At 65.6% G+C, this 16,273-nt stretch carries 8 protein-coding genes and 1 pseudogene; 1 reads left to right on the top strand and 8 read right to left on the bottom strand.

The genetic code is table 11. The annotated features are described in order from the left end of the window. Positions 1-252 precede the first annotated feature (252 nt). The 6 genes from Amac_RS52625 to Amac_RS52600 all read right to left on the bottom strand — a co-directional run bounded on the left by Amac_RS52625 (position 253) and on the right by Amac_RS52600 (position 12,269). Positions 253-585, bottom strand: coding sequence for a dihydrofolate reductase family protein (locus tag Amac_RS52625; RefSeq protein ID WP_218041800.1), 333 nt, complete (start codon positions 583-585; stop codon positions 253-255). 288 nt (positions 586-873) lie between these two features. Continuing rightward, positions 874-5,136, bottom strand: coding sequence for a caspase, EACC1-associated type (locus tag Amac_RS52620; RefSeq protein WP_155361944.1), 4,263 nt, complete (start codon positions 5,134-5,136; stop codon positions 874-876). Further along, positions 5,126-5,500 (bottom strand): effector-associated constant component EACC1, encoded by a 375-nt coding sequence (locus tag Amac_RS52615; RefSeq protein WP_155361943.1) that lies wholly within the window; start codon positions 5,498-5,500, stop codon positions 5,126-5,128. The genes Amac_RS52620 and Amac_RS52615 overlap by 11 nt, the downstream gene beginning before the upstream one ends. 27 nt (positions 5,501-5,527) lie before the next feature. Further along, entirely contained in the window at positions 5,528-6,457 is a 930-nt protein-coding gene (locus Amac_RS52610) for a TolB family protein (RefSeq protein ID WP_155361942.1), read from the bottom strand. Between the two features lie 581 nt (positions 6,458-7,038). Next, positions 7,039-8,802: a GTPase gene (locus Amac_RS52605; RefSeq protein WP_155361941.1), complete on the bottom strand. Its 1,764-nt coding sequence runs from the start codon at positions 8,800-8,802 to the stop codon at positions 7,039-7,041. Beyond that, positions 8,799-12,269: a GTPase gene (locus tag Amac_RS52600; RefSeq protein ID WP_170323100.1), complete on the bottom strand. Its 3,471-nt coding sequence runs from the start codon at positions 12,267-12,269 to the stop codon at positions 8,799-8,801. Before Amac_RS52600 ends, Amac_RS52605 begins: the two co-directional genes overlap by 4 nt. 433 nt (positions 12,270-12,702) lie before the next feature. On the opposite strand from Amac_RS52600, the gene Amac_RS52595 reads away from it, so the two are divergent. Beyond that, positions 12,703-13,767 (top strand): helix-turn-helix transcriptional regulator, encoded by a 1,065-nt coding sequence (locus Amac_RS52595; protein ID WP_170323099.1) that lies wholly within the window; start codon positions 12,703-12,705, stop codon positions 13,765-13,767. Between the two features lie 439 nt (positions 13,768-14,206). On the opposite strand, the pseudogene Amac_RS52590 reads toward Amac_RS52595, so the two are convergent. Both Amac_RS52590 and Amac_RS52585 read right to left on the bottom strand, forming a co-directional pair. Beyond that, positions 14,207-14,665 (bottom strand): annotated as a pseudogene (locus tag Amac_RS52590) (transposase family protein); the annotation flags it as partial. A 14-nt stretch (positions 14,666-14,679) separates the two neighbouring features. Then, positions 14,680-16,161 carry an IS4 family transposase gene (locus Amac_RS52585; RefSeq protein ID WP_170322971.1) on the bottom strand — a complete coding sequence of 494 codons (1,482 nt, stop codon included), beginning with the start codon at positions 16,159-16,161 and terminating at the stop codon, positions 14,680-14,682. Between the last annotated feature and the right edge of the window lie 112 nt (positions 16,162-16,273).

The raw sequence follows: 16,273 nt of genomic DNA, 5'->3' as shown, positions 1-16,273 counted from the left end.
CCCGGCGGTGACCAGGCTGGTGACGGCACTCAAGAACGGCGGCACCATCGACGGCTGACCCGAAGGGGCGCGTTGACTGCGGTCGCGGAACCATGCCGTGACCACGAGCAATTCGGAGTCCCAACTATCCGGCCCGCGCCACGACCGGCGCGGGCCGGTTCGCTGACTCTTGTCCCATCTGCGCCGCTCCTGCGATGACACAACCTTCGGGATAGCCATCACAGCCTCCGTGCGGACTGGCGGGCCGTTGGGTTAGCGGTGCCGGCGGTACCGCAGTCCGACAGTCCCGTTGCTGAACGCGGTGCTGGAGACCAGGTCGAGCCGGTAGGACTTGGGGACGTCGTCGAACAGTCGGGTGCCCTCGCCCGCAACGTAGGGGTACAAGTCCAGGCGGAACTCGTCGATCAGGTCGAGCCGCCTGAGGGACCGCCAGAAGCTGACGCCGCCCCAGACCACGATGTGGCCGTTGCCGCCTCGCCTGAGCTTGTCGATCTCTTCGGTGGTGTCACCAGCGGCGATGGTGGTGTTGGCCCACTCGGCCGTCGTCAGGGTCCGGGAGAAGACGACCTTGCGCGCGGCGTTCATGATGTCGGAGAACGGGTGGTCGGTGGCCGTGGCAAGGCCCCGGCGATGCCCTCGTAGGCGGCGCGGCCCATGATGTGTGCGTACGCGCTCCGGTAAACGTCGAGTTGCGGCTCCAGGTGCGCCGGGTCGTTGGGCAGGCCGAAGCAGAACTGCCAGTACTCGGTGTCCTCGTCGGCATCACGTACTGCTCGGCAACGTCACCTGGGAGGTTAGGCGTACCGACCTACCGCTCCACCTGCCGGCCGTGGAGCTATCCGATCGCCCTCGACTACCTGTACTGCGTCGATGTCAGCGGCAGGGTGGGGCGTATTCTCGGTCGGGGATGTATGCAGCCCATTCCTGTGGGGACAGCGGTGCGCCCGCGACCTCGCAGATGCGGCGAAGAGCCCAGGCGAGGTCGAGTCTGCGGACGATGAGCGAGCCGCTGACCGAACCCATCACCAGGTGGCGATCGTCGGGGGTGAAGGTGACTGTCTGAGCTGGTCCACTCCAGTCTCTGAGCAGGAACGCCAGTTCCGGCGGCGATGAGGGGTGCAGATCCCACACACGAACGGTCCCATCCTGCGAGGACACGGCCACGCGGCTCCCGTTTCTGTTGAGAGCCGCTGCGTAGAGGTCTCCGGCGGGTCCCTGGAGCACCGCGACGGTTCGGGGACGCGATGGTGTGGAGACGTCCCACACGCGGACTGTTCCATCGGCCGCGCCGGTGACCAGGGTTCTCCCGTCACGGCTGAAAGCCAGATGGGTGAGTGCTCCGCTATGGCCCGACAGGGTGGCGAGATCCTGGGGTTGGGAGGGGTCGCTGACGTCCCAGAGCTTTGCCGTGAAATCGTTGGACGCGGTGGCGAGCAAGGGGCCGGTGGGGTTGAACGCCAGGCCTCCGAATATGTTCTGCAGATGCGGCGACTTCAGCGATTTCTGTATGGGCCGCTCCGGATCCGTGACCTCCCAGATCTCCATCATGAATCCGTGTGAGAGCGAGAATAGGCGACCATCGGAACTGAATGACACGCCTGTGATATCGGATGAGATGCCGAAGTCGTCAAACGACGTAAGATCGATTGACGTCATGGCCACCGGTCGTGATGGGTCGCGAATGTCCCAAAGCTGCGATGTGCCGTCGCTGGAGGCGATCGCTAGGAGTTGGCCGTCAGGGTGGATCGCGACTCCGGTGACGTCTCCGCTGTGGCCGCGGAGCAGCCCCAGCGGGATCGGATGGAGGGGATCGCTCAGATCGGTCAGCGCGACCGTGCCATCCGTGGCGGCGCTGGCGACGATGCGACCGTCTCGTCCGATGGCCGTGTCCACTACACCGCCAAAGCTGTACCACTGGCCGTACCCGGTGATCGCCTGAATGTCGCCGATCGCCCAGAGGCGGGCCACAGCGTCTCGCGACCCGGTTGCCAGGAAGCGGCCGTCAGGGCTGAAGGCCAGGTCACCTTTCTCGGTGTACTGCAAGGCATAGGCCATGATCTGAGGTTCTCTGGGCGCACTTATGTCCCACACGCTGACCTCGCGGTTACCTGAGCCGGTCGCGACGAAGTGCCCGTGGACGGCGACGTCGACACCGGAATCGTTCAGCGGCATGCGGGCCAATGAGATCGGTTCCGATGGTGAGGTGACATCCCATATGTGCGCCGACTTGTCGCCCGACGCGGTGATCAGCGTGTGCCCGCTCGCGTCGAAGTCCGCCGCGTTCACCGCGTCCGTGTGCCCGCGCACAGTGCCGACCAGACGCGGCTTGGCGATGTCGCCTACGTCGTAGAGAGTCGTCGTTCCGTCGCGATTGCCCAGTGCCAGGATCGACTCGGCGCTGATGGCCGGAGATCCGGCCACGTTCTCATCGTTGGAGAGGAGCTCTCGGCCCACAGGATGGGCGGGATCACCGACATTCCACAGGCTCACCGCCGCCTCGCCGGTGTAGCGGAGAAAGGATACGACGAGAGTGGGGCGATGAGGGCTGAACGCCAGCCTCACGCGGTACGCCACGAAGTCGGCGGGCGATTTCTCTATAGGTTCCTTCGAGGAGACCGGATCGATGCTGGATTTCCGCTTCGGACGAGCTGGATCGGACACATCCCACAGGTCCACCTGCCGGACAGGCGCACCGACCGCCATGAGCTTCCCGTCACTGCTGAAGGCAACGCTCTCGACGGGCCCTCGCGGACTTGCCATCGTGCTGAGAAGACGGGGGCGCGCGGGATCGCGCACATCCCACAGCCGAACCTGGCCGTCGAGAGCGCCGGTCGCGAATATGCGCCCATCCGGCGTGAAAGCCACGATGGACACTGAGCCGCCATGACCGGTGACCCGCATCCCCGGATTGATGTGCGCGGCCCCGATCACCGCACCTCTCGTCTCAGGGGTGTCCGCGATCTCGAAGGCGGCGAGCCCGAGCTGGGTCCGGAGATTGAAATCCTGCATGTCCTCGGCTGCGCCCAGGATCTGTCCGGAGATCGCGAGATCCCGCTCGTGGCCGTTCTGATCGGCCAGGCGCAGGGCGATTGTTCCGGCGGCGAGGGCCAGCACCAGCAGGACCGCGAGCGTGGCGGCGGCCGTGCGGAGCAGCCTGCGGCGGTGGACGGCCCGGCCGCTGCTCTGCTGCAGGAATTCGCGCGCCAGTGGGGTCAGTTCGACGTGCCGGTCTGCGGGGATCGCGGCCTCCGCCGATGCCAGGCGGCTGCCCGCGTAGAGGTAGGCCGCGTCGTGCTGCTGGCTTCGCCAGGTCTCCGCGTCCTCGTCGAGCCGTTGCACGGCCAGCAGCCGGGCCCGGTCGTTGACGATCCAGCTCTTCAGCCGTGGCCACGCGTCGAGCAACGCCTCGTGGGCGATCTCGGCCGTATGTTCGTCCGCGGTGATCAGGCGGGCTCTGACGAAGCTCTCCACGATGGCCGTGCCGATCTCGGCGGACAGATCGGCCAGCCGGACGCGACGGCGCGTGTCGGCGACCTCCCCCACGTGGACCAGTCGCAACATCATCCGGTGCGCGATCTCGCGGTCGGATTCGGTGAGCGCGCCGAAGGTGGTCTCGGCCGTGTTGGCGAGCGAACGCCGTACGCCGCCGATCGCCCGGTACGCCGCCAGTGTCAGGGTGCGCCCACTGCGGTGCCGCCACGACTCCAGCAGGGCGTGCGACAACAACGGCAGGCCGCCCGCGTTGGCGCTCCCGGCCAGATCCTCCAGCAGCAGCTCGACCAGGCCGTTCTCCAGGGTGAGCCCGGACAGCCGCGCCGGTTTTTCGATCGCCTCCCGTAGCTGAGCTGTCGTCAACGCGGGAACCAGCATCGGCCTGCTCATCGCGGGTTCCAGTGCGGGCAGGGCCAGGCAAGCCCCGAAGAAGTCGGAGCGTACGCTGAGCACGACGGTCGCCGGCAGTTCGATCAACGATTGTACGAAGGCCGCATGGACTGCCTCGTCGCCGGACGCGGTGAACAGCTCCTCGAACTGGTCGACGATGATCACCGCCTGATCAGGCAGGCCCTGATCGGCCAGCTGCGTGCTCAGCTCGGCGAGAGGGTCAGCACCGGGGACCATGATCATGCAACGGTGACCGCGCCGCTCCAGCTCGGGCGCCAATCCGGCCCGCAGCAGCGAGGACTTGCCCGACCCCGAAGCCCCGACCACGGCGATGAGCCGGTCACTGAGAGTTCGTTCGACCAGTCGTGCCGTGGTCTCGTCACGACCGAAGAACATCGCCTCATCCCCAGGCCCGAACGCGGCCAGCCCTCGGTAGGGGCTCTCCTGATCGTCCTCCGTCACTGCTCGCGGCAGGTCCGCCGGCACGTCAGGCTGGTACGCCGGATTACGCGCCAGCGGAGAACGATCCCCCAGGTCGGTGACCTGCCGGTAGGGCAGGGGGAAACCTTTGGCGGGAAGCGACCGGGTCAGTGAGCGATACAGGTAGTCCAACGTCAGCAGCGGCGGCCCGGTGGGATCGCCTTCTGTCAGCAGCCGGATGAGCTCCCCGCTGAAAGCCGTATGTCGGCTCCCCGACGGTGCGAACGACGACGTCAGATGGCTGCTGGACGCCAGCAGGTAGGACCCGGGCGTGCGCACGTTGTCGAATCCCCCGCGCGTGCCGTTCCCACGCGGTGGCGCCGCCATCCCGGAGAAGCAGCAGTCCAGCACCACGATGACGTGTTCGGCCTCGCAACGTGCCAGCATCTCTCCGACGACGCCGTAGGGCAGGGTCTCCAGCAGCGGCACGGCTTCGGCGGGCCGCTTGGTGGCGTACGTGGCCAAGTGCAGTTCCTGACCGCGATCATCCTGCAGACCGTGGCCCACGTAGTAGAACAGGAAGGCCCGCGACGCCTCCCGCATGGCCTCCGACAGTCCGGCGAGGACGTGCGCCGGGTCGGCTGGGTCGGCGAGCGTGGTCAGGTGCGCGGGGTCGAGGCCGCACGACTCGGTGAGGGTGGCCGCCACGTCCTCGACGGTGGTCGCCACGGACGGGATCTCGGTGAGCCGCGATCCGTCGGTGAACGTGCCGGACCCCATGACCAGGGCGCGCGAGCCCTCGGCGTTGAGAAGTAACGGCAGGTCACTCTTCATTGGCAGGCTGGTCGGCGAGCGCCGCCGCCACCTTTTCCGTGAGCTGGGCGATCTGGGCGGAATCCATCGTGGACAGTCCCTTGGCCGTCAGTTCCAGTTCGGTGCCGCCCCGGTGGAGCCGGATGGTGAACTCGCTCGAGCGATGCCGAAGCCAGGCGATGACGACGCCGGTGATTCCGGTCACCGTCGCTCCGGCGCCAAGGATGATCTGCAGAGCCTGCGTGACGGTGCTGAGTTCCTCGGGTGCCGGTTCGCCCTCGACCAGGCGTGCCGTGCTGCGCAACCCTCGATCCGCCTTGATGCGGCCGTAGAGGTCTCGCAGCTCGTTCCGGTCGCCCACTTCCACGGTCACGGTCAGTTCCATCGGCCCTCCATGCTCATTGGACGCTGGTCACCTGGGGGTGTAGCTCAGGTAGGGGAGCTTTTTCCACGTTGCTGCAGAGATATCGGCGATTATCCGCGCGGTGTGACCGTTGAGTTCGACCAGCGCGATGTAGGTCGGATAGCGAGCGGCGGGATCCTCTTTGGCGCAGATCAGATGTTCCTCGTCCCACCAGCCAAAAATGTCTTCCAGCGTCACGCGGACCCGTTCGACGTTCTTCCCGGTTTTCACGTCCCAGACGCACGCCTCATCCTCGTCGCTCGGACAGTATGTGACGAACAATCGTCCCGACGGGGAGAAGACGTCCTCGGCGTTGGCGAATGCGCCGACTCCGGGCAGTGTTCGAAGCGCCCGGCCGTCCAGAGCATAGAACCGAACTCCGTCGCCGTAGTGGGCGGCCAAGGAGCGACCGTCCGGGGTCCAGCGCACCACCGCCCGGCGGTCCATTCCCGGCACCGGCACCCGGCGGACCGTTTTGGTGAGAGCGTCAACGATGACGAATCCCGTGGAGCGTCCGGCCTGCTCGGTCGTCATCACCACGCGACGTCCGTCACGAGACCAGAATGGGGTGACGGTGTTCGAGCTTCTCTCCGTTGTCCTGATCCAGATGGGGTCATCGCCCGTCCGGCTCAGAAACACCACGTGGTCGTACCCGTCTTCGAACTCGTCTGGAATCCCCACCGCCATGTCGCCGACGGGAGACGCCACGATCTCGTCGAACTTGTCCCGCTTGGTGAACGTGTCACCGTAATCCCGAAGGTAGACGGGTTCACCCCGCTTCAGCGGAACGACCGCCGTGAGCTGGACCGGGTCTTCCGAACGTTCGTGCAGGGTGATACCGGCGTCGGCGACGACGACGTGCGTCTCGGGAACCGGCCATGAAGAACCCATCGGTAAAACCAGGAATGCGGTCAATAACGACCTTCCGGCGAAAGTCACACCAAACACAATAGGCCGCCATCTACTTACACTGAATGACAGACACCTTGGCTCGCCGTCGAGGAGCAGCGGACCGGTTGGACGTGAGCCATGAGGCATGAACCGGTGGCTGACGCCGTATCGTTTCGTGACTCCATCGCCGCCGGGCCCTCAACCGATGAACCGCGCCGGGTCTGTTGGAGGCCGCGTTATCTGGCTGGGGTGCGAGTAGCTGAGTTGATCTCTGTCCGGTAGAGGGCTTCGAATTCGGCGGGTGGGAGATCGGCCGAGAACATCGCCGACGACACCGGCCAGAACAGCTGACCTCGCTACCGTGCTGGCGGTGCCGCCCGCGACATCCTCACAACCGCCGCATCGGGTGACCTTCCGTCAGTCCAAGACGGCTACAAGTTGTGCCACCTGGTTCAAGCACGCGGCGGCCTCCCTCACCTTCCACGACGTCGCTGGACCGGCGACGTCAAAGTCTCCGGCTCCGGCAAATGGGTACGGCGACTACACGCCCAACGCCGTGATCGAACTCACGGGCTCCTAGGCGGAAACACGATCGTCGCCACCGCCCCTTGACCTGGATCCCGGCCTGCTTAGAGCGAATCGAGATACTGGACGGCTGTCGCCAGTTCGGCTTTGCGCTGTTGCGCGGTGGCGACAGCGGGACCTTGCGTGGGGTCCTCCTCGAAGCGGGTGCGCATGGTCGCCACAGCGGCACGCCACGTTCCGTCGGCTGATCCGGTCGGGTGGCCGAGGATGTTGTCGGTGAAATGGGCGGTGGCCTGGTCGATCTTCTTCTGATCAGCTTCTCGGCGTTCGCGGTCGGCGCGCTCCGCGCGGCGGTCGTTCCATTGGCCCAGGAGGAGCCCGCCCAAGGAAATAGCCGCAGGGACGAACTCGCCAACGATGTCCAGGCCACCGATCCATTTCCTGGCCCGCTCGGCGTCCTGAAAGCTGTCGAAAACGGTGTTGTCGGCGAGGAGGTTCCCCAGGCTTTCGCCGTACTGGCTGACCAGTTTTTCCTTTTCGCTTTGGTAGGTGGAGCTGAGCTGATCGAGCGCCTTGAATTTGCTGAAGTACTCCTTCTTCAGTTCGGCCCTGCGATGGGTGAGAGTCCTGGCTATCTTGTGGGCTTCCTCCATCGGGACTGGGAGGGAGAGCCGCAATTTGACGCCTGCGCGGGTCATGGTGGTGAGAGGTGCGCCGAGCTTGGAGAGCGTCTCAGTCGATGGCACTGTGTGGCTAGACTGCGCGCGCGGGGGATCGGCCCAAAGGTCCTCGGTCCAGCGATCGAACTCTAAGGATTCCAGCCGGATCGCCTCCAGCGCGAGGTCGTGTTCGGCTTCGCGGGCCAACTCCTTGAGACGGGTTCCCCAGGTGCCACTCCACGCTGTCAGGCAGTCCTGGAGCCGAGACTCGGTCCGAGTCCGCACTTCCTCGGCGTCCATGCCGGCAGCGACCCGGACGATGCCCTGGAGTTCTCGGCTGATCGACGAGCGCAGAGTCTCCGATGCGGCCAGGTCGATTTCGTTGAGACGCTGTTCGAACAACTCCGTGCGCGCACGGCGACCCGCCGCCTCGTCAACGTAGGCTTGCAGCCGCTCGCTCTCTTCGCTGGCGGAATCACGGGCCTCGGCCACGAGCCTGATCCAGAACCGTGCTTCTGCCGCCGCTCGAAGCTCGGGGAGCCGGTCTTTCAGGCTGCTGAGGCGGGTGCGAAGTGCGGCGACGCCATCCCAGGAACGGTATTCCGCGTATGAGGAAAGGTCAGGCTGCGGTCCGTTGCCGACCAGCCCGTACGGGTCGGCCGCGACAAGGTGGACGGGCGCGGCAGCCAGTTCGGCTGGGAGTACGGCGGTCAATGCATCCCGCCTTCTCTCCAAGAATGCGATGAATTCATCGGGAGCGGTGTCGGGGTCTGGGCCGGCGGTGTCGCAGCGGCCGATCACCAAGATCGTCGTCTCGGGCGTGAATCCCGCCGTGGCCAGTTCGGCCAGCTTTCTGGCATCTTCAACGACACGTTGCTGCGGCAGGACGACGAGGACCAGGTCGGCGGAGGACAACGCTTCATCGGCGAGTCGGCCGTGCTCGGCGGAGCGTCCCGCGAGACCGGGCGTGTCGATGTAGGTCAGCCCCCCGGAGGTCAGGCTGCCGGACTCGAATGTCTCGGGCTGCGCGCCTACGGTCAGCCAGGAAGGCGCTTCCGTGCCGTCCTCGACGAGCAGCCGTTTGATCAGAGACGTCTTGCCCCCGTCGTACGGGCCGTAGACGACGACGCATGGGTGGCTGACCTCGTGCGGGGGTATGGTGAGGGCGTCCGGCCCCAAAATCAGCGCAATCGCTTCGCGAATATTCATTCCACCTTCTGAGGGTCGGCGCCAAGCAGTGTCTCGGCGCGATGGATGAGGTTTGCGCAAGCTGCCATCCGTTCTCGCAGATGTGCCACGTCGGATTCCAGCTGTCCGAGTTCGGTCGCGAGGGCGAAAGCCACGGATCTCAACCAGTCACGGTGCTCGGCCAGCTGGAGAAGCGGTGCGTCGGTTTCTATGGCCTCCTCGGCCCAGGCGTCGCCAAGCGCATGCAGGCTTTTGATTGCTTTTGTCCGGTCGCTCTCGTGCTGCGCGTTGCCCCTCAGGTCAACTACGAGTTGGTAGACCGAGATGCCACCGGTGATCAGGGTCAGCGCCGGACCGGCGCCGCGGACCAGGCGTGCCACCGGAGTACCGCTCAAGGCGAATTTCTCCACCTTCTGCGCGACCAAGGCGATCTTCCCGATCTCATTGCTGGCCTTGGCCGCCGGTGAGGCGGCGTGGCGGCTGAGCCGACGGGCTTCCGAGAGCCGTTTCAGTTCGGGAAACCTCTCACGTGCGGCGGGCCTATCGAACTGGCGGGCCAGCCGTCGTTCACAGACGTCCAGGAATGTGGCCGTCTTCTGGATTGTCTCCTGGCTCCAGTCGGAGCCGATTCCCACGAACTCGGTGTCGGTGGCCAGATGCTCCAGGCGGTGGATCAGCGCGTTCCTGCTCTCTGCCGACTCTGTGCTCAGCGCCCGGGAGATCAGATCGTCCATCAGCCGTCCCACGCGGTGATACAGCGCTTCCTTCCGCTCTTTCACCAGCGCCGCCGCCTCATTGAAGAGACGGTCAGTGCTCTGGTACGCGGGGCTGAGCCCGCCTATGGCGCCCTGGAGCTCAGTCGCCTCAGCGGACAGGCGGGCGCCATACTCGGCAACCAGGATCGGGCCGCCTGAGAGCACAGCGACGTCGGCATGATCGACCTTGAGCTGCTCCCGGAGCCCGGCCAGCCCAAGAGCGAACTCATGCATACCGTCCCACGGCTCAGGGGTGGACGTGCCGTATGGCGCGGCGGCCAGGCAGACGCCATGCCCGCCGCGCACGACGTCGCGGCGAAGTTGCTCCAGTTTCCGCTCGCGCAGGGTCGCGAACTCGGCGGGCGCCCCCTCAGGGTCCGGGCCGAGGCTGTCGGCGCGGTTGACCACCAGCAGCGTTCGCCCGGCTCGCCCGGGGATGGCACGCTCGGGGTTACCGCGCAGGACACAGTCAAGATCGACGGGGTCGCAGAGCGTCAGTCCCGGGGTGAACACCAGGACGACCAGGCTCGCGGTGGCGATGGCGAGCGTGGTCTCCCGGCTGGGGCCGGAGGCATACGCCTGAAACCCGGGCGTATCGACGAGCGTGAGACTCTGCCAGTGCCGGTACTCGCTGACAGTCCGCGTCTCCGGAGCGGAACTGATCCTGATGTGCAGCGTGCCGCCGAAGAGGCGGCTGATGAGTGAGGACTTGCCGCTGTCATAGTCGCCGCAGAACACGATGGAGGGCTCCGTGCGGCGGCTCAGTTCCCGCAGGCTTCTATCCAGCGCGGCGTCGCCGAGAGCGGAGGAGACCTCGGTGATCCACACGCGGGAAACTCCCTGGGGGACAGACGGCAGGGACGCAGCGAATGCCAGCAGCGTGGCCGTCACGTCCGGGCGGTCGGGGTCACGTGGCCCTGACGGCCGCGCCGACGGCACGTCCGGCAGCGTCTCGCCGAGCCAAAGCCCGCGCCGCCCCCACGCGCTGCTGATCCCCCTGCGGCTTTCGCAGGCTTGGACCGCCTCCTCGGCCCGCCGCTGCGGATCGTGCGGAGCGCCGGGCACGTCCTCGTGGAAGCGGGCCGATACTGCTTCGCCGTCGGCACAACGTCCCATGATCGCGCGCCGCCTGATCGTATCGGCGACCGGTGAGGTGACGCCCTCGGCGAGCACGGCTTGCTGGACTTTCCCGAACTCCACGGCTATCCGTTCACCCAGCAGGGTGAACATGCGCTGGACGGCCTCGCGGGCGGATGCGCGGGCGGAGGCCAGCGCGCGTTCACGCTCGCGCGTTGCTCTGGTACGGCTCATTTCCCCGGCAACGCCGAACGCGAGTCCGGCGACGGCCGCGATGACCGCCACGCCGAGGGCGCCCCAGCCGAGCGGGTTCCAGATGTTTGCCGCGATGAATCCCGCGAACACCGTGCCAGCCGTCGTGCCGATTCCCAGCACCGAGCTGCCGATTCCCGCTCGATACAGCCATTTGCCGCGCGCCGCGTTGATGTGTACGGGCGGGATCTTCTGGTTCTTGAATTCCTGGTACACATCGTGCACGACGACGTCGAAGCTACGCTCGAGGAAGCGGTGGAAGTCTCTCAGCGCCGCCTCGGCCGCCATCTCCATTTCTTCGTCCCGGAAAACGACTTTCTCGAAGGCTCTCTCCGCAGGGGTGGTGCGCGCCGCCATGGCCTCTTCGATGAACGTCAAGGCACGTTCGTGGGCGGCTCGCTCCAGCGGCGTCAGGCGGCTCGCCAGGAGATCGTCACCGAACCGCGCGGCACGAGACGAGTACGGGTCCTCGAATTGCGAACCTCGTAGTCTCTCCAGTTCGGTGAGCGAGGTCAGGAGTTCCTCCGATTCGGGACGACCGAGGATCTCGATGGTCTCGGCTATGCCGCGCTCGTGCACGTCGACCAGCCGTCCCTGTTCTTCGCGTAATCGCCGGAAACCGGACGCCGCCCTTGCCACCGATGCCGTAACGAACCGGTGTGTCGAGCCGAGCCGGAGTTCCGCGCCGCCCAGCCGGATGAGTTCGGTGAGGAGTTCCTCCAGCACGGCCATATTGGACAGATCGAACAGTCTTGTCGCGCCATACGCCGCGAGGTTTGCCGAACAGGTCTGCGGGTGCGGCCCTTGGTACGGGCTCGCGGCATTGGCGAACATAGCGTTCTGGGCGTGTAACGCGATCACCGGAACGCGGACGAGCCCGATGCGCGCGAGCTCCTCCCGGATGTGCTGGACATGGTCGGCGACCTGGGTCGCGATCGTAGGCGTGTGAAGCAGGCGCCATTTCGGATTCTTGACGTTGAGGACGGCGACGACGACCTTCTGATAGTCGCCGATCCACCGGGCGACTGTCTGAAACTCCAATGCCCGCTGGTTCGAGTCGTCGAAGCACAGGACGACCACGTCAGCGGAGGCCGCCGTGCGGCGCGCCTTTTCCAGTTCCTCGGGGTCGATCTGGTCCATGGATCCGCCGATGCCCGGCGTGTCGAAAACCTGAATCGGACCCCACCGCTCCGATTGCACCTTGGTGGTGCAGTCGGGCTTGCCGTCCAGTGAAGCGCCCGTGCCGTCGCCACCCGTGAAGGCGTTCTTCAGGCAGCTTTTTCCCGCTCCCGTTCGGCCGAACAACACGATGTTGAACGAGTCCAGATCGTGCATGCGCTCTTTGACGATCTTCTTCAGCTCAGCGGTGACTGTTGAGACGAGGTGAGCGAACTCCCGCTCCATTGGGTCATCGTCCGGTAAGGCGAGGGTGCCGAGTTCTCCGATAAGCGTGTTCAGGCGATCCCGCAACGCCACGACGGCAGACCGGGAGCGATTCACTTCGTCTTGGCACGCTCGATGGAACTCTCGTTCATCCACGGACGACCGCCCGTGTGGCTGAGGGAATGATCCAACCTCGGGGGTGGCGTCGCCCAGAAATCCGAATCTCGATGTGATACATGCGGCACCGATGCTCGTCATAATGGTGGCAGGTCAGATGAGAAACATGATCGGGTGGCGTAAGTTCAATGGCGGTATTTCTCAATTCCGATGTACTCGCTGTCCTCAATGCTACGTCGTGGAAACGACAGGCGAGTTACTCCAATTCTCCCATTGTGCGAGCCTTGGAGTTGTGGTAATGCGCCGCCGGAGGAGTCCGGCTGAGACTATCGAGGCCTTGCAGAAGGCGCTCCTCCACGCGATGAGCCCGCTCGCTGTGCTGGAGGCCGCGTCGGAGGCTCTTCTCGCCGCAGTGCCCGCCGACGTCTGGTGCGCGGTCATGCTCGACCCGGCGACCCTCCTCGATACCGGTGGCATCCACCGGGAGGGTTTTCCGGAGGGTTCGATGCGGAGACTGTTCGAACTGGAACACGTCCAGCAGGACCATCCCAGTCACCTGCGTCTGGTCGCGGTGGATCGTGACCGCGTCAATCTCCTCAGTCGTACACCGGAGGCTCTGACCGGCGCGTACTACCAGGACATTCTGGCTCCGCTGGGGTTGGCCGACGAACTCCGCGTCGTCCTTCGCGAAAGGAAACGCGTATGGGGTCTCCTGGTGTGGTGCCGGGCAGCGGGTTCGCCCGGTTTTGATTCCCAGGAACTCGATATCGCTCGCGCATTGGCCGTTCCGGCCGCGACCGCGCTTCGTCAATCCCTTGTCCTGGCGGGAATCGACACCGGTGAACTGCCCGACGCGCCGGGGCGGCTGACCCTGGGCCCGTCCCTGGATCTGCATAGCAGCAGTCCTTCTGCGGACCGCTGGCTGGCTGAGTATCAGAACGACGGCGACCGCCCGCTCCCCTATGCCTTGCAGGCCCTTGCTGTTCGCGCTACCGGCCTGCCGCCCGGCGTCGAGGTGCACAGCCTGGTTCCCATCCCATCGGGACGCTTCATGTCGCTGCGGGCCTGGTCGGTTCCCGTCGGCGGTACCAATGGCGTGGCGATGTCCCTGGCACGGGGCGAACCGAACCATCTGGTCCCGCTGATCCTCGACATTTACGGATTCTCCCCGGCGGAACGCCGGATCATCGAACTGGTCCTGCACGGCCGCTCGATCATCCAGATCTCCAGGCAGTTGGAGAGATCCGAGCACACCATCAGCAAGCAACTAGCCAATGCCTACCAACGTGTGGGCGTCAACAGCCGTGAAGAGCTGATGTCCGCTCTCTTCTTCCGGCACTACTTGCCACAATTCCCCAGGCCTGACCTCACGACGGACGGCCGTCTTTTCGTCGCTCGCTAGACCTGTTCTTCGCATTTAGGTGAATGCCGCGATGGCTGGCCGTGCCGATCACAGAGCCGGCCAGCGGGGCCGGGTGGGATCGATGTTCAGCATGGTCAACAGCCGCTGTGCAAGCGCGTGTCAACGGTGAGATCCGTAGACCGTAGCCGGAGCCGTATGGGTGGTGGCTGCCGTTGTTCCACCCAGTGGCGCGCATAGCGTTCTCCATCTCCCGATCTGGCCTCAAGATGTCATGCCAGCGGAAAGACGTACAGCAGCGGAAAGTCCCTCAACTCCGATACTCGCCGCCACACGCCGGAGCAGACCGAAGTTTCCCGGGTTGTGACCGGCTCCCGTTGGCAAGCGGACAGTCATGCAGGCGTGCCGCTTTCCGGTTCTCGGGCCTGACGGCCCTGCGCTCGGACCAGACACGGGTAACTACTGGGTCATTGAACTGTTCTCAGTAACTGAAGATCACGTTGTGTGATGCCGAGATGGTCCAGTCGTGCTCGTGATGCAGCAGGACGAGTGCCGCCTGGGTGATCTTCCCGATGCGCCAGGGATCGAGGCTGACCCGGCGCAGGGCCTTGAAGGTGACGGTGAGCAGAGCGTTCGCGCGCTCGCCAACCCCGCGTAGCCCTCGCAGCAGTTTGTTGTAGGTGTGCTGGTCGTCGCTGAGCCTGTGCTGGTGGCGCTTCTTCTTCACCGGAACGTGGATCACGTCTGCGGCGCCTTCGTAGCCCAGGTCGGCCAGGGTCGGCAGGTGGTCGCGGACGGCGGCCAGGGCGGTGATGAGGCCGTGGCCGCGGGCGCAGGTCATGTCGTGTTCGCGGCCGGGGCGGACGTTGGAGACCCACAGCGGCCACCCGTCGGGGGCGGAGATGACCTGGATGTTGCCGCCGTGGTGCTTGTGTTTCCCGCAACGCCGGTGAGTTAAGCCGAAGATACTGGCGGTTTTCGTGTGGTGATCTTGTAGGCGACCCGGCCAGGCGGGGTCCGCTGGAGGGCCCGTGTGAAGGCGGGCGTGCCCTTGAGTTCATGAGGTTTGGCTCGGGCGCGTCGTTGGAGTAAGGGCTGTCCCCAGACTTCCTCGAAGACGTCGCGCAGGAGACGGCCGGGTGCGGCGATCTCCCCAATACTGCGGGCCAGCGCCCGCAGGGTGACGGTGAAGGAGACCCGGTCAGGATCGAGGTTGGTCTGGTCGGGGTGGGCTCGAGCGGCTCGGCACCGCGTAATCTGGACGAGCTGATAGACGATCAACAGCGCATAGAGTTCTTGCGCCACCCCATTCGGGCTCTTCGAGCGCAGGATGTGCTGGCGACCGCGCAGGTAGGTCTTTAGGTCCGCATAGCCGGTCTCGCTTTCCCACCTTTCGTGGTAAAGCTCCGCGATCTTCTCGGCCGGCGCCACCGCCGGATCCAGCAAGGTGGTGATCAGCAAGTAGGACTCGACGCGGGGCTCGCCCTGCTCGGGAACGACGGTGATGACGGCTTCGACGACTCGGATCCGCAGTCCCCTGGCCTGACGCTTCTTCAGGCCCAAGCGGGGGCAATGCCCACCGCCAGCCCGGTGCCGGTCGCCCTTGCTTGGCAGGTTCGCTGCGGGTAACACCGACAAATACGAGCCGTCGGGCAACTCGGCGAGCACCGGCAAGCGGCGATTGTTCTGGGCGCGGAAGATTAAGTCGGCGCCGGCCGCGATCACCTGTGCGACCTGGGGGTACCCGGAGAAGTAGCGGTCAGCCAAGACCAGCATCCCCGGCCGCAGCGCCCCCAGGCCAACCAGCTTGCCAAGGAGCGTCAACTCACCGGTGGCGAAGGGACCCCACACGGCGTCCACGATCGTCCGGGTCCCGCAGGCGATCAGGGTGAGCAGCCGGATCTTCGGGAAGGGACCGGTCGCTCCTTTCCCGTTTCGTGGCGGTGCCCCGAAGGCGGCTCGGTTGGCCGCGGTGTCGGCCACGTTCAGGCTGGTGCCATCCACCGAGACCTTCAGCAGGGCCAGTTCGAGGCCGAACATCGACATGCCCGGCTCGCTAGGGTCGGCGTGCGGCCCGCGCAAGCGCCTGAACAATGCCTTGAGCGGTTCCCGACCCAGGCGCCCACGGGCCTTGACCGCCGCCGAGACTGTCGGAATGCGCCAAAGACCGACGCGCAGATGGTGTCGAAGCTGCCGGAACAGTACCCGCAGCACCTCGGCGTATCCCTGTCCAGGGCAAAACCACAAGGCCAGGGTGAAGTACAAGGCGATCCGCGCGGGTAGCGCCCGCACTCGTTGCTGCTGTCGCCCACATTCGGCGATTACTTCATCGATCAATTGCGCCGGCAACAGATCCGGCACCGCCCCCAAACCGAGACGGTCCAAGGGGTGCTCGCCAGATAAGGACAGCAACGGTATGGCAGGGGTGGCACCCACGGTGGCAGCATGGCCAGGCAACGAGGTCTCCAGGGCGATGGTTCTCTTGGTCGAAGCCAGTCTCCCGCGGGGACCTTGTTGCTTATCTAGATCCTTAACTCACCGGCGTTGG

Origin of the sequence: Acrocarpospora macrocephala, assembly GCF_009687865.1 — a bacterium.
Taxonomy (GTDB): domain Bacteria; phylum Actinomycetota; class Actinomycetes; order Streptosporangiales; family Streptosporangiaceae; genus Acrocarpospora; species Acrocarpospora macrocephala.
Note: the sequence above shows the minus strand (reverse complement) of the source record. Positions and strands in the feature narration are given on the sequence as shown.